General features: G+C 67.1%; 20 protein-coding genes. 9 read left to right on the forward strand and 11 right to left on the reverse strand.

The features are described 5' to 3' along the window. Positions 1-11: 11 nt before the first annotated feature. The 5 genes from AC07NI_RS25115 to AC07NI_RS25135 all read right to left on the reverse strand — a co-directional run bounded on the left by AC07NI_RS25115 (position 12) and on the right by AC07NI_RS25135 (position 5,705). Positions 12-302, reverse strand: a complete 291-nt coding sequence (locus tag AC07NI_RS25115; RefSeq protein WP_494624245.1) for a hypothetical protein — start codon at positions 300-302, stop codon at positions 12-14. A 232-nt stretch (positions 303-534) separates the two neighbouring features. Next, on the reverse strand, positions 535-1,290 hold the full coding sequence (gene tpiA / locus AC07NI_RS25120; RefSeq protein WP_494624246.1) for a triose-phosphate isomerase: 756 nt from the start codon (positions 1,288-1,290) through the stop codon (positions 535-537). An 80-nt stretch (positions 1,291-1,370) separates the two neighbouring features. Then, positions 1,371-3,218 (reverse strand): phosphoenolpyruvate carboxykinase (GTP), encoded by a 1,848-nt coding sequence (locus AC07NI_RS25125; protein WP_494624247.1) that lies wholly within the window; start codon positions 3,216-3,218, stop codon positions 1,371-1,373. A 215-nt stretch (positions 3,219-3,433) separates the two neighbouring features. Next, on the reverse strand, positions 3,434-4,219 hold the full coding sequence (locus AC07NI_RS25130; protein ID WP_494624248.1) for a hypothetical protein: 786 nt from the start codon (positions 4,217-4,219) through the stop codon (positions 3,434-3,436). Positions 4,220-4,244: 25 nt separating this feature from the next. Then, the gene (locus AC07NI_RS25135) at positions 4,245-5,705 is read right to left on the reverse strand and encodes a hypothetical protein (RefSeq protein WP_494624250.1); all 1,461 of its coding nucleotides are present in this window, start codon (positions 5,703-5,705) and stop codon (positions 4,245-4,247) included. 658 nt (positions 5,706-6,363) lie between these two features. On the opposite strand from AC07NI_RS25135, the gene AC07NI_RS25140 reads away from it, so the two are divergent. From AC07NI_RS25140 to AC07NI_RS25150, 3 genes are all read left to right on the forward strand, one after another. Beyond that, positions 6,364-7,518, forward strand: coding sequence for a 2-methylaconitate cis-trans isomerase PrpF family protein (locus tag AC07NI_RS25140; RefSeq protein ID WP_494624252.1), 1,155 nt, complete (start codon positions 6,364-6,366; stop codon positions 7,516-7,518). A 67-nt stretch (positions 7,519-7,585) separates the two neighbouring features. Next, positions 7,586-8,626 (forward strand): CapA family protein, encoded by a 1,041-nt coding sequence (locus tag AC07NI_RS25145; RefSeq protein ID WP_494624254.1) that lies wholly within the window; start codon positions 7,586-7,588, stop codon positions 8,624-8,626. A 23-nt stretch (positions 8,627-8,649) separates the two neighbouring features. Further along, positions 8,650-9,834 carry a citrate/2-methylcitrate synthase gene (locus tag AC07NI_RS25150; protein WP_494624256.1) on the forward strand — a complete coding sequence of 395 codons (1,185 nt, stop codon included), beginning with the start codon at positions 8,650-8,652 and terminating at the stop codon, positions 9,832-9,834. Between the two features lie 20 nt (positions 9,835-9,854). On the opposite strand, the gene AC07NI_RS25155 is transcribed toward AC07NI_RS25150, so the two are convergent. From AC07NI_RS25155 to AC07NI_RS25175, 5 genes are all read right to left on the reverse strand, one after another. Next, entirely contained in the window at positions 9,855-10,505 is a 651-nt protein-coding gene (locus tag AC07NI_RS25155) for a hypothetical protein (RefSeq protein WP_494624257.1), read from the reverse strand. Between the two features lie 104 nt (positions 10,506-10,609). Continuing rightward, complete coding sequence (locus AC07NI_RS25160) at positions 10,610-11,479, reverse strand: isocitrate lyase/PEP mutase family protein (RefSeq protein WP_494624259.1); 870 nt, start codon at positions 11,477-11,479, stop codon at positions 10,610-10,612. A gap of 27 nt (positions 11,480-11,506) precedes the next feature. Beyond that, a complete protein-coding gene (locus AC07NI_RS25165; RefSeq protein WP_494624261.1) occupies positions 11,507-12,031 on the reverse strand; it encodes a 3-isopropylmalate dehydratase small subunit in 525 nt (174 codons plus the stop codon). Beyond that, positions 12,031-13,296 carry a 3-isopropylmalate dehydratase large subunit gene (locus AC07NI_RS25170; protein WP_494624263.1) on the reverse strand — a complete coding sequence of 422 codons (1,266 nt, stop codon included), beginning with the start codon at positions 13,294-13,296 and terminating at the stop codon, positions 12,031-12,033. The genes AC07NI_RS25165 and AC07NI_RS25170 overlap by 1 nt, the downstream gene beginning before the upstream one ends. 218 nt (positions 13,297-13,514) lie before the next feature. Then, positions 13,515-14,867 carry a hypothetical protein gene (locus AC07NI_RS25175; RefSeq protein WP_494624265.1) on the reverse strand — a complete coding sequence of 451 codons (1,353 nt, stop codon included), beginning with the start codon at positions 14,865-14,867 and terminating at the stop codon, positions 13,515-13,517. A 132-nt stretch (positions 14,868-14,999) separates the two neighbouring features. Between AC07NI_RS25175 and AC07NI_RS25180 the strand changes: the two genes are divergently transcribed. The 3 genes from AC07NI_RS25180 (at position 15,000) to AC07NI_RS25190 (ending at position 17,469) form a co-directional block, all read left to right on the forward strand. After that, positions 15,000-15,482 (forward strand): hypothetical protein, encoded by a 483-nt coding sequence (locus AC07NI_RS25180; RefSeq protein ID WP_494624267.1) that lies wholly within the window; start codon positions 15,000-15,002, stop codon positions 15,480-15,482. Between the two features lie 74 nt (positions 15,483-15,556). Continuing rightward, a complete protein-coding gene (locus AC07NI_RS25185; protein ID WP_494624269.1) occupies positions 15,557-16,300 on the forward strand; it encodes a hypothetical protein in 744 nt (247 codons plus the stop codon). Between the two features lie 224 nt (positions 16,301-16,524). Next, entirely contained in the window at positions 16,525-17,469 is a 945-nt protein-coding gene (locus AC07NI_RS25190) for a hypothetical protein (RefSeq protein WP_494624271.1), read from the forward strand. 103 nt (positions 17,470-17,572) lie between these two features. Here AC07NI_RS25190 and AC07NI_RS25195 read toward each other — a convergent pair whose 3' ends face one another. Then, complete coding sequence (locus AC07NI_RS25195) at positions 17,573-19,684, reverse strand: putative bifunctional diguanylate cyclase/phosphodiesterase (RefSeq protein ID WP_494624273.1); 2,112 nt, start codon at positions 19,682-19,684, stop codon at positions 17,573-17,575. 216 nt (positions 19,685-19,900) lie between these two features. On the opposite strand from AC07NI_RS25195, the gene AC07NI_RS25200 reads away from it, so the two are divergent. Genes AC07NI_RS25200 through AC07NI_RS25210 form a run of 3 tightly spaced genes read left to right on the forward strand, consistent with a single transcriptional unit; the run spans position 19,901 to position 21,689 of the window. Then, a complete protein-coding gene (locus AC07NI_RS25200) occupies positions 19,901-20,359 on the forward strand; it encodes a DUF2188 domain-containing protein (RefSeq protein ID WP_494624275.1) in 459 nt (152 codons plus the stop codon). Between the two features lie 57 nt (positions 20,360-20,416). Next, complete coding sequence (locus AC07NI_RS25205) at positions 20,417-20,962, forward strand: Fic/DOC family protein (RefSeq protein ID WP_494624277.1); 546 nt, start codon at positions 20,417-20,419, stop codon at positions 20,960-20,962. Positions 20,963-20,999: 37 nt separating this feature from the next. Continuing rightward, complete coding sequence (locus tag AC07NI_RS25210) at positions 21,000-21,689, forward strand: hypothetical protein (protein WP_494624279.1); 690 nt, start codon at positions 21,000-21,002, stop codon at positions 21,687-21,689. Positions 21,690-21,723 lie beyond the last annotated feature (34 nt).

Below are 21,723 nucleotides of genomic sequence, written 5' to 3' on the forward strand. Positions count from 1 at the left end.
GAAGCGGAAACTTAGCGGGCCAGAACCGGCGGATTGGCGGTGTTGTAGGCGACCAGTTCCGGGTTGTTCAGCTTGCTGACGGCGGCGTTGACCGAAGCGCGGACGCACGAGGGGTAGATGTAGGTCGCCAGGCTCTCGCCGCGAACATCTTGCCAGCAGACGGCCGAGGCGGCCTTGACGATTTCGGCGCGGACTTCGGCCGGGGCCTTGCCGGCGGTCTTGACGTGGATTTCGGCGGCGCCGGCGGGAGCGGCGGCGAACAGGGCGGCGGCAGTGGCGGCCAGAACAAAGGTGCGGATCATGGGAGGACTCCGGGAGGGATGTTGTTTTTCAACCCAACCAGACTGCGTTTCCCCGCGATGGCTGCCGGGGTCTTGCCCGGTCCGTCACCGTGCATCCTCTATAACCCGGCTCGCGTAGGTTATCAATGATTATCGTATGGGATTTTATTATAATCCTTTGGCACAAATTGTCGCGGCTTGAGCGGACGGTCGGCGGCCTCGCGCGGCCCGCCGCCGCCCGCCCGCGGCGCTCTCAGGCCGCGGCGATGATCGGCACGAAGGCCTCGGCCGTCAGGCTCGCGCCGCCGACCAGCACGCCGTCGACATTGGGCGCGGCCAGGATGGCCACGGCGTTGGCCGCGGCCACCGAGCCGCCGTAGAGCAGGCGAAGGCGCTGGCCTGGTTCGCCCAACGCCGCGACGCAGGCGGCGCGCAGCGCCGCGTGCATGCTGGCGATATCTTCAGGGGTGGGCGTGCGACCCGTGCCGATCGCCCAGATCGGTTCATAGGCCACCGACAGCGTTTCCGGCGTCGTCTCCTCGGGCAGGCAGGCGGCCAGTTGATCGGCGACGACGTGCTCGGCGATCCCCGCCTCGCGATCCTCGAGCCGCTCGCCCACACACAGGATGACCGACAGGCCATGGCGCAGGGCGGCGCTGGCCTTGTCGCGGACCTGGTCGTTGGTGTCGCCGTGATCGGCCCGGCACTCGCTGTGGCCGACGATGGTGAAGGTCGCGCCGGTGTCCTTGACCATCAGCGCGGAGATGCGGCCCGTATGGGCGCCCTTGTCGGCCGGATGGATGTCCTGGGCCCCGACGCGGATGGCGCTGGCGGTCTGCCAGGCGGGAATCAACAGCGTGGCGGGGACGGCCAGGCCAATCTCCACGCCCGGGTACTGACGCGCGGCGTCGTTGATCGCGCTCAGTACGGGCAAGGCCGACAGGTCGCCGTGCATCTTCCAGTTTCCGACCACGAACTTGCGGGGCGGACGAGCCTCGTCTTGGGGCATGGGGTCTCCGAAGCGCCGGCAACGACGCTGTCATTTCAGGAAAACGGGGCGGCGCGCGAGCGCGCGCGCCGCCCCTGGGCTCAGGCCTTTTCCAGCGCTCGGGCCGGCGACGTCACGTCAAGGCGCGCCTGCAAAGCTTCGAACTGGGCCCAGAGAGCGGCGGGCAGCCGCTCGCCGAACTTGGCGTAGGCCTCGGGGATCAGGGCGGCCTCGGCGCGCCAGATCTCCGGATCGACGGTCAGCAGCAGGTCCAGCTGGGCGTCGGTCAGATCCAGGCCCGACACGTCCAGGCTTTCACGGGATGGCAGGCGGCCGATCGGGCTGTCGACCGCCTCGGCCGCGCCTTCAAGGCGCTGGAAGATCCACTTCAGCACGCGGCTGTTCTCGCCATAGCCCGGCCAGACGAACTTGCCGCGCTCGTCCTTGCGGAACCAGTTGACGAAATAGATGCGCGGCAGGTTCTGGGGATCGGCGCCCCGCCCCATCTTCAGCCAATGGCTGAAATAGTCGCCCATGTTGTAGCCGCAGAACGGCAGCATGGCGAAGGGATCGCGGCGCAGCTCGCCGATCTTGTTCTCGGCCGCGGCCGTGCCCTCGGAGGCGACATTGGACGCCAGGAACACCCCGTGCTCCCAGTCGAAGGCCTCGGTGACCAGCGGCACGGCCGAGGCGCGGCGGCCGCCGAACAGGATGGCCGAGATCGGCACGCCGGCCGGGTCTTCCCATTCCTTGGCGATCACAGGACATTGGCCGGCAGGGACGGCGAAGCGGGCGTTGGGGTGGGCGGCGGGCTCGCCGGACTGCGGCGTCCAGGCGCGGCCCTTCCAGTCGGTCAGGCCCTCGGGCGGAGCCTCGGTCAGGCCTTCCCACCACACGTCGCCGTCGGCGGTCAGGGCCACATTGGTGTAGACGCAGTTGGAGTGCAGGGTGTCGACGGCGTTGCGGTTGGTCTTGACGCCCGTGCCGGGCGCGACGCCGAAGAAGCCGGCCTCCGGATTGATCGCATAGAGGCGGCCGTCGGTCCCAAAGCGCATCCAGCAGATGTCGTCGCCGACGGTCTCGGCCTTCCAGCCGGCCAGTGTCGGCTCGAGCATGGCCATGTTGGTCTTGCCGCAGGCGCTGGGGAAGGCGGCGGCCACATAGCGGACCAGTCCGGCCGGCGAGGTCAGCTTGAGGATCAGCATGTGCTCGGCCAGCCAGCCCTCGTCGCGGGCCATCACCGAGGCGATGCGCAGGGCGTAGCACTTCTTGCCCAGCAGGGCGTTGCCGCCGTAGCCGGAGCCATAGGACCAGATCTCGCGGCTCTCGGGGAAGTGGACGATGTACTTGTCGTCGTTGCAGGGCCAGGCGACGTCGGCCTGGCCGTCGGCCAAGGGCGCGCCCAGGGTGTGGACGGCCGGCACGAAGAAGCCGTCTTCGCCCAAAGCCTCCAGCGCCGCCTGGCCCATGCGGGTCATCACCCGCATCGAGACGGCGACATAGGCGCTGTCGGTGATCTCCACGCCCAGGGCGCTGATCGGCGAGCCGACCGGCCCCATGGAGAACGGCACGACATACATCGTGCGTCCGCGCATGCAGCCGTCGAACAGGCCGTGCAGCCGCGCACGCATGCCGATCGGTTCGGCCCAGTTGTTGGTGGGGCCGGCGTCGGCCTCGTCGTTGGAGCAGATGAAGGTGCGGCTCTCGACCCGGGCGACGTCGCGCGGATCGGAAGCGGCGTAGAACGAGTTTGGCCGCAGCTCGGCGTTCAGGCGCTTGAAGGTGCCCGCCGCGACCAGCGTCTCGGTCAGGGCCGTCCACTCCGCGTCCGATCCATCGCACCAGTGGATCGCCTTGGGTTTGGTCAGAGCGGCGATCTCGTCCACCCACGCCAACAGACGCGCGTGTTTCGTCGGGGGCGCGTGAGCGCCCGGCTCTTGGTTCTGCATCTCACGTCCTGCTGCAAGCTGGCGAAACTTGAGTCCGCCTTAGCGCACAACATAGCGGCAGAATTTCTGACCGAAACATCGGACATCGCGTGACAACGTTGTCGCTGCGAAATTAGATCTACATTGCCTGACAAGTAATCGCCCAGGTATGACGTGACGGAAGGGGGATTAGTATTACCGACGCTGGCCCAAGCACACAGTCGGACCACGGCGCCCTAGAACTTCACCGTGGTGACGTCCGGCGCGTTGCCGATCAAGACCAGGCCCGCCTGAAAGGCGTAGCCGTGCTTCTCGAAGACGGCTTCGACCGTTCCGTCATCGTAATGGTCGAACGAGCCGGAGATCGACGTCGTCCGCAATGTCTTGCTCAACAGCTGCGAGCGGAAATTCAGTTCAGGCCGGGCCGCCCGCTTCACCGCCAAGTGGGTGTCGATATGGTCGAGCATCTTTTTTGCGTGGTCGGGCAGGGTCGCCGCCGTGCCCTTTTCCTCCATCGCGTGAAACACGACCGCGCCATACATGTGGTGATGGCCCAGGGCGCCGGCGTCGCCGTAGAGATCGAACAGATTGACGATGCGATCGATGTCGTCGGTCACCCCCCGAGGATTGTGCGTTCCAAGCTTCACCTCGACGAGCAGCAACGGCGGACGGTCGTTCGCCGCCTCGCTGACGACGATGTCCATCCGCTGCTTTCCAAAGGCGTAGTTGATCTTCTTCAGGGCGAACTCGATCTCCGTCCAGGCGCTTCTGGACTTGAGGGTCTTGACCCTTCCAAGACCAGCCGCGTGCCGGCGAAGCCGCTTCATGGACGCCTCCAGCCGGACGACGTGATCGATGCCCGTCAGCCGTTCGCCGACCTTCACCGTCGTGATGTATTCCGTGGTGATGTCGGTGTTGCGGTAGGTGAACTCCTCCAGACCCAGGAAACGCTCGCTGGTCTCCAATGCAGCGAGCATGCCCTCGCCGATCCTGTTGACGATGTCGGCCGCATCCATGCTCATCCCGCCCTACGCTCAAAGGCCACGCTTACGAACCCAGGCCCTGGGCGCCAAGCGGTTCAACAAGGGCCTGCCGCGCCCAGGCCGCGTCGATCGTGCGCTCCAACGCCTTCAGGACGTCCGGCAGCAGGCCAGGGCGAACGGCTGAACGATCCTCGACTTCCTCAAGCGGTCTAGCGCGCCGGTCCGCTCGGGCCACGGCGGGATCGCGTAGAACCGCCAGGATCGTGCGGGTGAGGGGGCCTCGGTCCCGCCAGAGCGGCGCGGTGGCCAAGAAGGCCAGGCCGGCGTCGAAATGATCGAGATATGGAAAGGGGACCAGCAATTCATCGCCGGTCGCGGCCAGCGCCTTGGAGAGATCCCTTTTCAACGCCTGGCGGCCATGAAGCAGGATGACATCGGCCAGGCCCGCGCGAACGGCCTCCAGGTCGCCAGCCGCGGCGCGCGCGGCGAAATCGGTGAAGATCCGCCAATGGAAGGCTTCGTCCCCGATCAGGTCGAGCCGGGGGCGAAGGCGGCGGCGGCCGGTTGCGCGCCCCGTGTTCAGCAGCGAGATCTCCAGGTAGCGGTTGACCCCCCAGGGATCGATGGTGATCGGCTCGGGCAGAAGGCGCGGCGTTCGATCCATGCGGCGCAGGCGCCGGAAACTTCGCACCGCCTCGCGCCAATCGCCCGCCGCCATGGCCAGCTTGCCGGCGCGCGCCAAGGCCTTGGCGTAGCCGCAGGTGTCCGAACCAAACGGCGAGCCCACGATGACACTGGTGGCGATCGCCAAAGGTTCCAGGTCCCCGTAGCTGTCTTGGAACAACGCCACGACTCGCCGGGCCTTGGGATAGAGCCGGCGCGTCTCGACAGCCTGGACCTTGCCCGTGATCGTCGCCAGAACCCGGACCTCTTCGTCGAGGATCTCGGCTTGCAGCCAGGGATCCCCGGGGTGTTCCTGGCCCAGCTGCCAAAGCTGGGTGAAGCCCGTGATCCAGTCAGGCTCATTCAGCGCCTCGCCCACGGCACGGTCGACCTGCTCGGCCCGGGGCGTGCGAAACAGAACCGCCTCGCCGACACTGGAATAGCCCGCCGTGGCGTAGCGCCTCTCGTCGTGCGGCAAGTGGAAGGCGATGCGTTCAAGGACGTTGGCGTACTGGTCCTCATGGGCGGCCGGCGAGGCGAACAATCCCATCATCGGCGCCAGGCTGCGTTTGAACGCCAAGACCGAATCTTCGGGTCGGTCAGACTCAAACGCGCGCCAAAGAGCTTGGCGGCGCGCTGCGCCGCCGTCGTCCAGCGTTTCGTCGTAAGGCCCAATGGCCGCTCTTTGCTTGAGCGCCTGCTGCAACTCATAAAGATTGGCGAACCCGTAGAAGCGTGAAAGCCGCTTCTGGGTCTTGTGCAACGGCTCGCCCACCAGCCTATTCAGGCGGCGGGCCCGGTCCGAAAAGTCCTTGAGGCTGGGCGGCACGAAGCGTCCGCCGATCGAAGTCATCGGGTCCATCCACGATCTCTCTAGCTGAACGGGCCGTGGCGGCGATGCGGGCGCCGGATTGCCCGCAACCTAGCCAGCGACCCGCGCGAGAAAACCGCTGGGTTTTGCTGGATCGTCATGATGCTCGACTTGGGTTCAGCGCATGCCCGAGGGCCCCGGCGTCTGCGATCGTCGAAAACCGCTGATGCTGATCCTGCCGCGATGCGCGGCGATCCGCAAGGCCCTGCTCGGCCAGCCCGCGCACGCCCGCCGGCCGAACTCGACTGTCGGGAGGGCGGTTCGAAGCGGTCCTGGAAACAACCCACTTCACCGGACCTCGGCGGCAGGGCTGCTCCACCTTGCGAGTATATCGATTTTTCCAATCGAGATTGACCTCAACCGGCGCTCTTCGTACCCGATTACGCAACAAGCAACAGTCAAGGCGGGAGGGTGTGAATGGCGAAGTCAGTCGGACGGCGCGAACCTCCCAAGGCAGGTCCCCATGTCCCCATGCGCGTCCCCTAGCGGTCCTTAGACCCTCCTTCGTTCCGGTCGCGACCCGTCGATAGATCCCGATCGTCGCGACACCGGCCCTGAACCTTCCTGATCCCAACACGAGCGCCCGCCGCCTCGTCTCCTGGCTGAACCGCCGGGCGAGACCCTGCGCGGCCTGCGCAGGAGCACGCCCATGGCCCAACACGCCATTCCCGCCGTCTTCGCCCGCGGCGGAACCAGCAAGGCCCTGATCTTCCATCAGCGCGATCTGCCGGCCGATCGCGAGGCCTGGCCGGCGATCTTCATGCGCGCCCTGGGCACGCCCGACCCGAGCGTGCGCCAGCTGGACGGCATGGGCGGAGGCCTGTCGTCGCTGTCGAAGATCTGCGTGGTCGGTCCCTCGACCCGTCCCGACGCCGACGTCGACTACCTGTTTGGCCAGGTTGGCGTCACCGACGCCTTCGTCTCCTATGCCGGCAACTGCGGAAACATGTCCTCGGCCATCGGCCCGTTCGCCGTCGAGGAGGGCCTTGTCGCGTCGGGCGGCGGCGAGGCCGTGGTTCGCATCCACAACGTCAACACCAACCGCATCATCCGCGCCCAGTTCGCGCTTGAGGACGGCTCGCCCCGGGTCGACGGCGATCTGGCCATCCCCGGCGTGGCCGGGACCGGCGCGCCGATCAAGCTGGTCTTCGAAGAGCCCGGCGGCGCAGGGACGGGCCTGCTGCTGCCGACCGGCGCCACCATCGATCTGCTCACCCCGGAGGAAGGCGATCCGATCGAGGCCTCGATCGTCGACGCGGCCAATCCGGTCTGCTTCGTGCGCGCCGCCGACCTTGGCCTGACCGGCGCGGAGTCGCCGCTCGACCTGGACAAGCAGACCGAACTCCTCGGACGCCTGCGCAAGATCGCCAAGGCCGCCTCGGCCCTGCTGCCGACCAAGCCCGGCGCGGAAGGACCCAAGCGGATCGGCCTGGTCTCGATGATCGCCCCGCCGGTGACGGCGACCTTGCTCGACGGCCAGATCCTGACGCCGCAGGACGTGGACTTCACCGTCCGGATGATCTCGTCGGGCCAGCCGCACCGCGCCTCGCCCCTGACCGGCGCGGTGTGCGCGGGCGTGGCCAGCGCCATCGACGGCACGATCGTGGCGCAGGCTCGCGGTCCCGACTGGACCATGGGCGCCATCCGCATCGGCACGCCGTCGGGCATGCTGATGGTCGCCGCCGACGTGGTTCGCGACGGGGCCGGCTGGGTCGCCCGCGAAGGCAGCGTCTACCGCACCCAGCGCCGACTCTTCCAGGGCGCGGTGCTCGTGCCCAAGGCCGACGTGCGCGCGCTCGCCTAGCGCTTTTGCATCGACCCGCAACCGAACGCGCCGTGATCGCCGGCGCCCTCCACGAAGGACTATCGCCATGACCACGGTTCTGCTGACCGGCGACATCAACCTGATGAACACCAACCCGGGCGACACCCCGTTCAAGCGCATCCAGCCGACGCTGGCGGAGGCCGGTTTCGTCGCCTCCAACCTGGAATGCATGCTCCACGTCCCCGAGCACGGCTTCACCGTCGAACACGAGGGCTTCTTCCTTGATCCCGAGCACGGCGTGACCGTGCTGAAGGCCAGCGGGGTCGACGTCTTCGGCATCGCCAACAACGTCAACTACGGCGAGGCCGGCATCGTCGGCTCAACCGGCGTTCTGAAAGCCGCCGGCCTTCGCTATTCGGGGGCGGGCCGCAATAGCGCCGAGGCCCGCGCGCCGGTGATCGTCGAGAAGGACGGTGTCCGTTACGGCTTCCTGCAGCGCAGCTGCGTCTACTGGTCCACCAACCACGAGGCCGGCGAGACCGGCGTGGGCATCGCGGTGATCCGCGGCCACACCGCCTACCAGGTGCCCATGCACCGCGAGGGCGCCAAGACCTCGCCGTTCAATCGCCCGGGCATTCCGCCGGTCGTGGTCACCTGGGCCGATCCTGAATACCTGGAAGTCTTCAAGGCCGACATCGCCGCCTTGCGCGAGCAGGTCGATGTGGTCGTCGCCTCCGTCCATTGGGGCCTTGGCCCCCAGGTCCTGACCTACATGAAGGAGATCGCCAAGGCGGCGATCGACGCCGGCGCCGACGTGGTCATGGGCCATGGCCCCCATCATCCGCTGCCCATCGGCTTTCACAAGGGCAAGCCGATCTTCTACGGCCTCGGCTGCTTTTCCTTCCACACCGGCCATCTGGGCGTGAAGTACGACGACTGGGTCGGCCTGCTGGCCAGGCTCGACATCGCCAAGGGTGAGGATCCGTCGGTGAGCTTCGGCTTCGTGCGTCATGACGAGGCCAATCAGACCTTCCTCTCCGAGGTCGGCGCCGAGCAGAAGACGATCGAGTGGCTGACCAAGGCCAGCGCCAAGCTCGGCGCGGTCCTGACTGTGGACGGCGAGCGGATCGTGGCAAGGTCGGCCTGACCGCCACGATTACAGAGAAGGCCATGGACGGGAGCGACAGGCTCTATCTCAGCGCCCGCGACGCCGCCGCCGAGCTGGGGGTCAGCATGGCCACCCTCTACACCTACGCCAGCCGCGGCCTGCTTCGGGTTAAGAAGGAGCCTGGCCGCCGCGAGAGCCGCTATTGGCGCACAGACGTCGAGCGGATGAAGGGCGCGATGGCCGACGCCGGCATCGCCGCGCTGCTGTCCCACTCGGCCATCACCTTGGTGACCGCCACCGGCACCTATTATCGGGGCCGCGACGTCGTCGAACTGGCCGAGACTTTCTCGCTCGAGGACGTGGCGGCCCTGCTGTGGGACATGGACCGGGACGCGGTGTTTTCCGCGCCGCCGCCGGTGACGCCGCCCCTGGATCCCGGCTTCCTAGGCCAGATCGCCGGCCTGGAGCTGACCGATCGCATCGCCGCCCTGGCGCCGTTCATGGAGCGCGCCAACCCCTCCAGCCTCGACCCGACGGCCGAGGGGTTCGCCCGGACCGGCGCTGGCATGCTGCGCTGGGCCACCGCCCTGATGATCGGTGGCGACAGCGCCAGCGCCGCGCCGATCCACCTTCAGCTGGTCGAGGCGGTTCCAGCGGCCGATCGCGCGGCCTGGGCCGAGGTGACGCGACGGCTGCTGGTGCTCTGCGCCGACCACGACCTGGACCCCACCACCTTGACCGCGCGGACCCTCGCCAACACCGGGGTCTCGCCCTACCGGGTCCTGGTGGCGGCGATGACCACCGGCAACGGCCGGCGCGGCGTGCAGATCCGCCAGCGCGCGGCCGCCCGGCTCCTGGCCGAGGTCGAGCGCGCGGACGATCCCACCGCGCCGATCAGCACACGCCTGGAGGCCGGCGAGCCCGTGCCGGGATTTGGACCCTACATCCACGAAGGCCCCGACCGCCGCGTCGAGGCCATCCTGGCGACCTATCAGCGCTACCTGCCGGGCGATCCGGACGTCGAGCGCTTCCTGAAGATCGCCGACCTGGTGCGGCAAGCCACCGGCCTGGAGCCGCAGTTCATCCTGGCCCTGTCGGTGTTCAATCGGAAGCTGGCGCGGATCCACCCGGACCTGACGCTGCTGCGCCTGGCGCGCATCGCCGGCTGGATCGCCCACGCGCTGGAGCAGTCGACCCTGGAGGTCGTGCGGCCGCGAACCCACTACAGCGGCAAGCTGCCCGAATAGGGCCCAGCCGCCTCGAACGACTATTCGTCCTCGTAATATTTGAACCAGGGGTTCTTCTCGGTCGGCCGGATCACCCACAAGTGCTGCTTGCCACGGCCATCAAGCGGCTTTTTCCAGTTGCCTGTGAAGCCGTGCTTGATGGTTCCTTCTCGACCGCGGATCTTGTTCAGCAGCGGCTTCTCCCCGAATTTCGCCGAGAACTCGTCCAGCATGTAGTGCTCGAAGTCCTTGAAGGCGTTGGGCGAACGCCCGTCGCCGACCAGCTCCATGTAGAAACGGAAGGGCACGTCGCGCAGGGAGCGGGACATGTCGAAGATCCAGTTGTTGAGGTGAGAGCGCAGGCGGTTGGCCAGGATGCCGCGGCCGATGTACATCACCTCCGAACAGTCCTTGGCGTAGCTGACGGCGAAACCCTCGCCGATCGTGATGACATAGACGCCGCGCTTGACGGCGTTGAAGTCCCGGTCGCGGGAAGGCCCGTCCTCGCCATAGGCCTCACGCCAGGCCTTGCGGATCTTGTGGATCACCCGGTCGACCGTGGCCTTTCGCATGAAGCCCTGAACGTCCTCGGGCTGATGGTCGAACTTGCGCAGGTCAAACCCAAGGTCCCGCGCCTCGTCGAAGACGCTGATCAGATCCGTCGTCGCCCAGATCACCTCGATGTTCGCCATTTCGTTTCCCCTCGCCGAACCGAAGGCCATCCAATGGGATCGCGCCAAGCTTGGCTACGGGGAAACCGACATGCTGCGGCCAGGACTACAGGGGCGCCTGGCCGTCAGCCCACCCGAGCGGCTGGAAGATAGCGATGCTGCAGCTGGGTCAGCGCCTCGCTGCCCATCAGGGCGGCCAGCTCCTTGTCGCCCATACGCGGCGCAGGCAGGTTCTTGGCCGACTTGGTGCGGCCCAGGACTTCCAGATTGACCCGCAGCGCATGGGCCGCCGACATGATGGCGACCAGCGGATAGCCGGCGATCCCAGCGATGCCCTCGACCTCGCTGACGGAAAGATCCTCCAAAGGGCCCAGGATCGTCAGGTGGATCGGCACGCCCACCTCCTCCTGCAGGCGGCGCTGGTCTTCCGCGGTCTTGAACGTGCGGCTGATGCCTTTCACCAGGTCAGCGCCGGCGGCCACATAGGCCTTGGCGCGCACGATGGCCTCCTCGATCGTGGGCGCGTCGGTGCGGGCCACGATCACCAGGTCCGGATCCTGGCGCGCCTCGGCCGCCGCGCGGATCTTGCCGGTCGCTTCCTCCAGGTCGAGCATCTCGACCTGATTGAAGACGACCGGACAGCGCTTGGGCGCCACCTGGTCCTCCAGGATCAGGGCCGAGACGCCGGCCGCCTCGAACTCGCGCACGGTGCGGATGACGTTGATGGCGTTGCCATAGCCGGTGTCGCAGTCCGCGCCGACCGGCACGCTCACCGCGTTGACGATGTGACGCACGACCGCCAGGTTCTCGTTCATCGTGTAGAGCTCGAGGTCGGGCTGGCCCAGCATCGAGGCGGAAATGCCAAAGCCGGTGGCGAACACCGCGTCGAAGCCGGCGGCCTCGATCATCTTGGCCGACAGGGCGTCATAGGCCCCGGCGTACCAGACAAGCTGGCGCTGCTCGAGCATGTGGCGGAGTTTCTTGCGCGCTTCCATGGTGCGGTTCCTTGATCTTGATGGGCGTCAGGCGGCCGTCGTCTTGCCCTGGGCCACGGAGGCCTTGAGGAAGGGGAGCAGGCCGCCGGCCTCGATGGTCTTCAGATCGGCCTCGCCGATCGACTCGAAGGGCAGGGCGGCGCCGTCGTCGCCGACCCTGACCAAGCCCCCGAGCCAGTCGACCTCGATGCGGTCCCAGCGCTCCACCGCCTTGAGGATCCCGGGGCAGGGGACCAGCGGCATGCCCATGCTGATTTCGCCGCGCCAGAAGCCGGGCGAGAAGCTTTCGGCCACAACGGCGGCTATGCCCATTTCCCGCAGGCCCCGAAAGGCCGCGTAGTGGGGATGGCCGTAGCCGAAGTTCTCGCCGCCGACGACCACGTCGCCCGGCGCGACCTTGCTGGCGAACGCCGGATCGAAGTCTTTCATGGCCAGCTGAACCAGCTCCGACAGTTCGGTGACCTTGGAGTTCTTGACGCCGATGATCTGGTCGATGTCGAAGTTTTCTTCCTCGAACTTCCAGGCCACCCGCCCCCGGATGGTCGGCAGCATCACAGGCCCCCCATGTACTTGCGCGGGTCGGCGATGGCGCCTTCGATCGCCGAGGCGGCGACCGTGGCGGCGCTGCAGAGATAGATCAGGGCCTCGTTGCTGCCCATGCGTCCGGGGACGTTGAGCGTCCCCGTCGAGACCGCCTTTTGGCCCGGGGACATCGCTCCGAGGCGCCCGGCGCAGAAGTCGCAGGTCGGGCTGCTGGTGAAGGCTCCGGCCTCGACCAGGGTGGAGATCAGGCCCTCGGCCGCGGCGGCCGACATGATCTCCTGCGAGGTGGGCACCACATGCAGCGAGAAGCCCGGCTTGACCTGGCGTCCCTTGAGGATCTGGGCGGCGATCCGGATGTCTTCAAGCCGGCCGCTGACGCAGGAGCCCAGGTAACCGGCCTGCACCTCCATACCGAGATACTCCGAGACGTCGCGCGTATTGGCCGGATTGGGCGGCAGGACGATCACAGGCTCCAGGCCGGTGACGTCAATGTCGTGGACCGCGGCGTATTGGGCGTCGTCGTCGCCGAACAGCGGCGCAATATCGAGCTTGGACCGGCTTTGGGCGTAGGCCAGCGTCGCCGGGTCGGGATTGATGATCGCGGTGACCGCGCCGGTGAACATCGCCAGGCCGCAGATCGACTGGCGCCCTTCAAGGGATATGCCGTCGAGGCCCGGCCCACCGATCTCCAGGACCTGGAACTTGCAAGACGCCGGCCCCAGGACCCGGACGATATGGTGGAAGATGTCGCGCGCCATCACGCCCGGCTGCAGGCGCCCGTGCAGATTGACCCGCGTCGTCTTGGGCACCCGGATCGACACGGTCTCCTTGACGAAGGCCTCCAGCACATTGCGACGCAGACCCATGCCCAGGGTCCCGAACGCCCCCAACTGGCTGATGTGGCCGTCGAAATGGACGACAAAGCCGCCTGGAACCGCGTAACCCACCTCGGCGGCGACCTGGTGACCAATGCCCTTGCGCTCATAGAGCGCCACGCCCTGGTCGGCGCACCAGGCCCGGGTGCCGGCGTGGAACGCCTCGTCCTTGGCCGTGCCCGACGGCACGAAGTGGTCGATGAAGACGCCGAAGCGCTCGGGATCGGCGATCTTGTCGATGCCGAAGTCTTCCTTCATCTGGCGAAAGATCGTGTCGGTGTAGCCGGGGAAGTCATAGACGATGACAAAGTCCGGCCTGGCCTGGATGTCGTCGCCCGCGTGGACGAAAGGCAGGCCCGCGGCGCGGGCCAGGATCTTTTCCGCCAGTGTGAAACCCATGCGGATTTCCTTCCCTGCCATCGGTTCTTGGTGACCTTGCCAAGACGATATGGGGCAATCTCTCGCGTGTCATCAAATGATTTATGGGTTCACTAGTTGAACCTTTAAGCCTGACGGTCCACATGCGCCCCGGCGGGCTTGGGGCCGGGAAGGGGCCTGCCCGCCAAGGGTCGCGTTCGGGTGACGCCAGGCTGGCGTCTTCGGCGGCGGCCAGGCGTTCAGCGCCAGGAATGTTTAGTCCACTTGCTCCAGACCACGTCTTCGAGCCCCAGCCCCACGGCGTAGGCGGCCGCGAGCGCGAGCGCGTGCTCGTGGAAGATGCGCGCATGGCCGATCAGGTCGACCGCCTTGCTCGGCTGGCCGGGACGCATCTCGATCACCGCCATCTTCGAGACGTCGTTGGCCCGGTCCTGACCGATTTCATCGGTGATCACCAGGATCGCCCGGCGCGGCAGCGCCTGGCCGGGCGTGTGTTCCCGCGCCGCGGCGATCACACGGCCGACGGCGCGCTCGAACACGAAGGCGGCGTGCGTCTTGAGACCTTCCAGGGTGGCGGCGCCGTCATGCTTGCGTCGCCAGGCCTCGAACCCGCCCCGCGTGACCGGCACCGGAACGAAGGGTTTCAGCCTCGCGTGAGAGCGCTCGGCTTCCTGCTGATAGTGTCGCCAGGCCTCGACGCTGGACAGCCGCCCATGGGGGTCTTCGATCACTGTCCGGAGCCGTCGCAATTCGGTCGGCGTCAGGGCGGGAAAGGTCGTCGCCACCGGCGGACAGACCTCCAGGCCCGAGGAGTTGTTGCGCGGCCGTCCCGAGACGAAGAACTTCGAGGGCCCGCCGAGCGGGCGGGCGGGCCGCACATAGGTCACCCCGCCCAAGTCGAAGACCTTGTCGACCTCGGGCGTCTTGGAGCCGGAGCCGACCTGCAGGGCCTCGGTCATGGCCTCTTCGGAAAGGGCGTGCCAGGCGGCGCGAAGCTTTTCGAATCCGGTGAACGGATGCTCGGGATGGATCTCGATCTGATCGATCGGCCACAGCCCATAGGTGTCAAAGCCGTCGCCGTGCAGATAGCAGCCCGCCACCACCACCACGTCGATCTGGCTGGTGTCGTTGCGAACCCGCTCGACGACGAGCGCTTTCAGCTCCTCGTGGGTCAGGGCGGTGAAGCTGTTGTTGACCACCATCAGGACCGAGCAGTCGGCTTGGGGATGCTCGGCCCGCGATTGTTTGAGCTGCTTCTTGGCGTGGGCGATTCCCGACTTGATCGGCCCCTGCATGATTGCCTTGTAGAGTCGCAGATCCTCGGGCGGCAAGGCGTGGGGATCGATGACCACCACCGGCCGATCCGGCTGGCGGGCTCCGAACAGGGCCGCCAGCTTTTCCTGCCGTTCGGGCTTGTCCAGGCCGTCCTCGTCCAGGACCTTCAGCTCGATCACCGCCCCGTCCAGGCAGAAGTCCGCGCCAACCTGGGTGCGGCGGTCGGCGTCGGGATGGGCGCGGCGTCCGCCGAACTTGACGATCAGCCGCTCCAGATCGTCCTCGGCGACCGGTCGAATCCTGGGCGGTTCAAGCATGTCGAGACGATAACTCCATCGTCACCAAGGGTCGACGCCGCGATCCAGGGCCCAAGGCAAACCGGCTCAGGCCTTGATATACGACGAAACGTCGTATAGTAATTACGACGTTTCGTCGTATTGGAGAACGCCATGGTCGCCAATGATCCCCTGGACGCGGGCCGGCTGCGCGAGACGCTCGACGCCCTGAGCCTTAACCAGAGCAGCTTGGCGGGCCTGATGACCGAGCTTGGCGATCGGCGCGAGGCCAAGACCATCCTGCGCAGCATCCAGCGCATGGCGGGGGAGGAGGCTCGGGTTTCAGGGGAGATGCACGTGATCCTCACCCTGCTGAAACGGGAACAGGCGCGAGCCCAGCGCTTGGCGGACGCCACGACCTGGACGCCGACGGACGGCGGCTTCGCCGCCGAAATTCAGGGCGTGCGTCTGAACATCACGGCCCAGAGCAAGGGACGCTGGCAGGTCCACGCGCGCCACACCGCCGAGGGCCCCGACGGCTACAGCCCGCCCATCGCCCACTGGCGCAACAGTCTGGAGGACGCCAAGCTGCGGGCGGTGCTGGCCGTGGACGAGACCCTCGACCATATCGACGAGATCCGTCGCCAGGCGATTTGAGACGACGGACGATCGCGTGAGCGCGTCAGGGGGCGCGGCGGGACGCGGGAAAGCGCCGGGAGGGGGAAGGCGGCATGTTCGAGTTCGACGATCGCGAGATGGCGTTCATGGTGCTGGACAACCACCACTATGACTACGACGCCCAACTCAGGGCCATTCATGGCCTTCTGAGCGTCCATCGGCGCGACGCCCAGGACTTCAGCGCGGAGGTTCGCCAGCTGGAGGACTACGCCGCCAAAGCCACCGGATCGGCCGCCCAACGCGCCATCGACGAATCCATCGACCACTACCACCACTCGGTCTATCGCGACGCGGCCTACAGCATGGCCGCGGTCGGCGCCTTGGCTCCTTTTGTCGAGAGCCTGTTCGACCAGGCCTTCCGGGGTGTCGAGCGGCTTTACGAGAAGCGCAAGATCGCCGTCGCGCCGCATCCGCGATGGCGCCTGAAGGCCGAGCGGCGATGGGACTGCCACTTCGACCAGACCAAGCTTCGGGACGTCGTCAGGGGGATCGGCGACCTGGCCGACGCCATCGGCCTGACCCCCGAGCTGCCCGCGGACCTGCCGATGGTGCTGGCCGCGCTGTTCCACTACCGCAACAAGATGGTGCACCTGGGCTACGAGTGGCCGGCCGACGAACGCGCCGATTTCGCGGCGACCAAGGAGGCCTGGCCCTCCGACTGGTTCCAGCAGTCTTCCAGCGGCGGGGAGCCCTGGATCTTCTACCTGTCGGACGTCTTCATCGCGCGGATCTTCGGCGTGATCGAGGAGACCCTGCAGGCCTTCGGACGTTTTGTCAGGCCCCTGATCGAGCGCTGACGCCCGAGCGGCGGCCGATCGTCCGCCGCGCCGCCCGCGACATAAAGGTCGTGCGTCCCCGTGCGATTCAGGTCTAGACTCGTCGCGTGGCTCAACCGGCCGCGCCGTCCACAATGGCGAAGCCTTCTTGGCAGGAACAGACGACCAAGACCCCTTTCACCCCATCAAGGTGCTTGTGGGCGCAGTGGACACGCCTCGACGACGGCACCGCGATCGGGTTTGCCATGAAGTTCCACTATCCGTCCCTGGACCGGCCCAAGAAGGCCGCCAAGCGTCTCGCCGCCGCCCTGAGCGAGCGCAAGCTCTCCCAGGTTCAAACCGCGATCACCCGGTCCCTGGGCTACCGCGACTGGTACGAGTTCGAACGCGAGGCCGTCAGCGCCTCGCCCACGCCCCTGGACCAGACCCTGGAAGCCGAAGCGTTCCGCGCCCGCGCCCAAGCCCTGACCGCGACCCTGGCGCGCGCTCTGGATCTGCCCGAAGGCGATGTCCAATACGCCCTTGGCCAGTCCCGCCTGACCGGCGATCGCGCCTGGACCCTGGAGGACCATCTGGCGATCCGCGCCGCCGGCTGGCGGGCGGGACGTCTGGCCGACGTCAAACGCGGCGAGCCGGGCGAGCTGGTCCGCGTCAAATCCCAGGGCGGCAAGCCCGAGTTCGGCTATCTGGTCAGCCAGAGGGGCGCCTGCCAGGTGATGGGCGACATCGCCATCATGGACCGTGGATCCAGCGAGTTGGCGCGTCCCAAGACCCGGCCCGACGACTTCGTGCCCTGGCGGTTCTGGCTGCCCTACGGTTACTGGGGATTGTCGGACGGGTCGCAGGTGGTGTTCAGCCGCGACTACTTCCCGCTCTGGCGCCTGGCGGGTCGAACCGTCGAGCGGCTCGAACCCTGGCTGTGGATCAACGACATCGTCGAGCAGGTTCACTTTTTCCGCCAGGCCGGGGACGGGGGCTGGGCCTGGAAGCAGGCCAGGGCCGCCGCCCACGCCCATCTCGAGGCCGGCGGCGTTCAGGGTCTTCCAGTTCTCGCCGACGCCATGCTGGACATGCTCGAGCCGGATGTGACCGGCCTGCATGGGGCCATCGCCGCCCAGTACGCAGCCCGGGGGACGTCGCGGAAGATTCCCGCCTACGCCAAGCTGTCGCCACGACTGGACTGGGAGTAGCCGACGGAGCGCCCGCCGCGAACCGCCGTGGCGGGCGCCGCCCTGGCCGCCTCGCGCGCCCGACGTGGGTCCAAAAGCGGCGCCGACGGTTCGGCGCCGGAGCCTATCGCGTGAGGCAGCCAACCTCGTCGACAACTTCGACCGGCCGGCCGAACAGGAAGCCCTGGAACTCGTCGCAACCGAGTTTGACCAGGGCGGCCATCTGGGCCTCGGTTTCCACGCCTTCGGCGGTCACCTTCAGATCCAGGGACTTGGCCATGCCGATGAGCGCCTTGGTCAGCGACAGCGCCGTGGCGTCTTCGGGCAGGGCGCTGACGAACGAGCGATCGATCTTCAGCTTGTCGATCGGGTGCAGGCGCAAATAGGACAGACTGGAGTAGCCCGTTCCGAAATCGTCCAGGGCCAGGCGGAATCCAAGCTCCTTGAGGCGGCGCAGCGCTTCGCGCGTCGACGCATCGTCGCCCAGCAAGCAGGTCTCGGTGATCTCCAGGGTGAAGTTCCTGGCCAGAGCGCCCGTCTCGCTGAAGATCGCGCTGACCTCGTCGACGAACCCCGGCGCCGACAGCTGCAGCGCCGAGACGTTCACCGAGATCTCCAGGCCCGCGTGACGATGACTGTGTCGCGCGGCCTGGCCCAGCACCCGGGCGCCAAGGTCGCCGATCATGCCGCTGGTTTCCGCGAGCGGAATGAAGATCGCCGGGGTGATCACGCCGCGCTCGGCGTGCGTCCACCGCGCGAGCGCCTCCAGTCCGATGCGGCGCCCCTTGCGGTCGACGATGGGCTGATAGGCCACGGTGATGGCGTCGGCCTGGAGCGCGGCGCGTAGATCCTGCTCCAGGGATTTGCGCAGGCGCAGCGCCGAATCCATCTCCGGCTCGAAGAAGGTGAACCGATTGCGGCCGCCCTGCTTGGCCCGATAGAGGGCGACGTCGGCTTGGCGCAAGGCGTCGACCTGCAGCACTTCCGGATCCTGCACGACGCTGACGCCGATGGAGCATCCCAACTGCGCAAGGCCCACCGAAACGTCGACGCGATCCTGCATCGCCTGGACGATCCGACCGGCCAGGGTCGCCGCGCCGTCGGGCGTGGTGTCGGTCATGATGACCGCGAACTCGTCGCCCCCCAGGCGCGCGACCGTGTCGTTCGCCCGGCACGCCGCCTTGAGGCGGCGGGCGACCTCGGCGATCACCATGTCGCCGGCCTTGTGGCCGTAGGTGTCATTGACCTCCTTGAAGCGATCCAGGTCGATGCAGAGCAGGGCGACCTGGCCCGGGCGGCGGCCAAGATCCATTCTGGCCTTGTTCAGTTCGGCGTTGAACATGGCGCGATTGGCCAGGCCCGTCAGGGGATCGTGGAGCGCCATGTGCTTGGCCTCCGCCTCGCTCAGGATCAGGCGCTTGGCGGCGCGGCGCGTCATGCGAAACAGCAGACCGCCGCTGATGGACACCACCACGACCGCCAAGCCCAGCAGCGGCAAAGAAAGCCGCAGCAACTCAGCGCCGGGACGACGCGGCGTCCAGACCAGCGCGATGGGACGTTGATCGGGCGTTCGCCCCATGGTGACCGACGCCGCCTGGCGCAGGTCTCCGGCGCCGACCTGGATGTGGGCGCGGTCCAGCCGGTAGCGCCGCGAGAAGGCCGCCACGATGCTTCGCGACACCGGCGCGCCGGTCACCAGCAGCGGGGCGCGCGCCCCGGTCAGGCGCGCCTTCAGGTCGGGCCGGATCAAGGACACGGTCAAAACCACCGGCGCGCCGTCGAGATATTCGACGCCGGTGACATGGACGGCGTGCAGCGCGGCCATCTGGCCCTTGTCGGCCTCGATGGCGCGCACCCGAGCGATCAGGGGAGACGTCGCCACCGCCAGGTGTGCGAAGTCCGAGGCCGACACGTCCTGATCGCCTTGGCGGCCATAGATGGGAACGTCGCGCCCATCGAGGATGAACACCGTGGGAAAACCGAGATTGGCCGTGATCGAGGCGCCGATATTCTGGCGGATCCAGGCGCGGTCGAACTGGTTGTCGATCTTGATGATCGCCTCGTCCCAGATGACGAAGGGATTGAGGCTGGTCTGGATCTCGGCCTTGCGTTGGGCGAAGCCCTCGGCGACCAGTTCCTGTTCGTAGCGCCGCTCGCGGGTGTCGGCGTGGCGCGCGCCCGCGACCAGGCCGATCGCGGCCATCACCAGAACGATCGCCGCCAGGCCGACGATCATGCCAAAGATCTTGAGTTCTATGTTTCGACGGGTCACTGCGCACCTTCGGATCCCTTGATGCACTGAACGCCGTTACGGATTGGTGTTTTCTCCGTAGCCGGATCGAGAAACGAGGCGCGGCGCGGCGATGCGCCGCAGAGCTTCAGCCGGCGATGAGCCAACACCCCCGACGACCGGCCACTCCGTCGCCAACCTTGATCGGCGCAGGCTTTGCGCGTGATCGATCTGGGCGTTGATCGCGACCCTGTGCTACAAACATCCCTGATGACACGCTCTTCAGGCAGAACGCTTCTTGTCGCCAAGAACGCCAAAGGCGGCTGGTCCGTCACGACCCATGGCGCGAACACATCTCAGGTCTTCGACACCAAGGCGGCGGCCTTGGCGGCCGCCAGGCGGATCGTCCGAGAAGACGGCGGTCTTCTTCAGGTCGCTGGTCCCAACGGCCGTGTCAGCGCCAGCTTCACCCTAGGTCGCCTGGCGATGACGAAGCTGAACGCCGTCGAGGGCGTCAAACTGGGCCCGGCCGGGGAGCGGGCGTTCAAAGATTTCGATCGTGAAGACCTGACGCCGACGCAACGGCGCGCGAAGCTTCGCAAGGAACTGACCACGCTTGCGGCCGGCACGACCGGAACCGTGAAGGGCCACAGCGGTCGCGCGAAGTCCGTGAAGGCCTAGATCCTGAGCGACGACTACTTCGCCGATGAGGACCCTTATGCGGCGGCCGGGGCGCCGGTGCTGCGCAACCGGCCCGGACTGACCGACCCCGACGAGCTTGAGGCGTTCGAAGCCCTGTCGGTCACGCAGCGGTCGGAAGAACCGTTTCCCGCAGGGGCGTTCGACGCCGCGCATTTCCAGGCTGTCCACCGCCACCTGTTTCAGGACGTCTACGACTGGGCTGGGAAGCCGAGGACGATCCGCATTTTCAAGGACGGAAGCCCGTTCTGTTATCCCGAAAGCTTCGACCAAGAGCTTGAAAAGCTGTTTGGCTGGCTTGAGGCGCGCGACCACCTTCGCGGGCGAGACGCCGCCGCCTTCGCCGTCGACGCGGCCCACTTTCTGGCCGAACTCAACGCGATCCATCTGTTTCGGGAAGGAAACGGCCGGGCGCAGACGGCTTTTCTCGCGATGCTCGCGGCCGAGGCCGGCCACCTCCTGGATTTCACGAAGCTCGATCCGCAGGCCTGGATGAATGCGATGATCGCGAGCTTCTACAGGGGGCCAGACCTGTTGGCGGCACAGATCCGCGGACTGATCCCCGACGATCTTCCTGACAGATGACCTTGCGGCGCGAGCCTAAACTGGTTGTCCTGGTTTCATGACCCTCGATGAGCTGACAACCGTTGTGGCCCAGACCCTCGGGCTTCCCCAGGCGGAAATAGAGGCGCTTGCGGCCGGCCTCGAAGCTTCCGCGATGCTGGGGGACAAGGCCATGTCCCACGGACAGCGCCTGACGGCGACGAGCCTCACCAACATCCTGCTGGCGGTCATGTCGCGATGCGCGGCGGCCGAAGCCGGCCTCACGGTCGCGAGATTTCGCGAGGCGGCGACCGATCCCGACAAGAACATGGGCGGCGAAACGGTGCGGCCCATCCTGGATCATCCGCTGTTTAGCCGGCGCCATGGGCTGGGCGAGGCGCTCGACGCGATCTTCCTCAGCTACGCGGCGGAGGATGGCTTCGATGACGAGGGCTACGGCCTGCCGATCACCAACATGTCGCTGACGGTGAGCTCGCCGCAGACGCTCAACTATTCGGCCGAACTCTGGCTAGACAACGGTGACGACGACTGGACCCCTCGCTACCACCGTAACCACCCCCAGTTCGACCACGCGACCGAAGAGCAGAAGGGCGAAATCGTCAGGCGCCTCATGGCGGGGAGAGGCGATTTGTCCTTCACCGCCTCAGTGTCGTCGACCACGTTCTATGATCTTGCCGAGGCCCTGGGCAGAACCGCCGGCGAAGACGCCGATCAACAGCTGGCCGGCGCGCTGCGCAAGAAGGATTAGGCAGAGAGCGGGCGCGGGCGAGCGACCAGGACTG

The organism is Caulobacter sp. GW821-FHT10E02 (assembly GCF_059415225.1).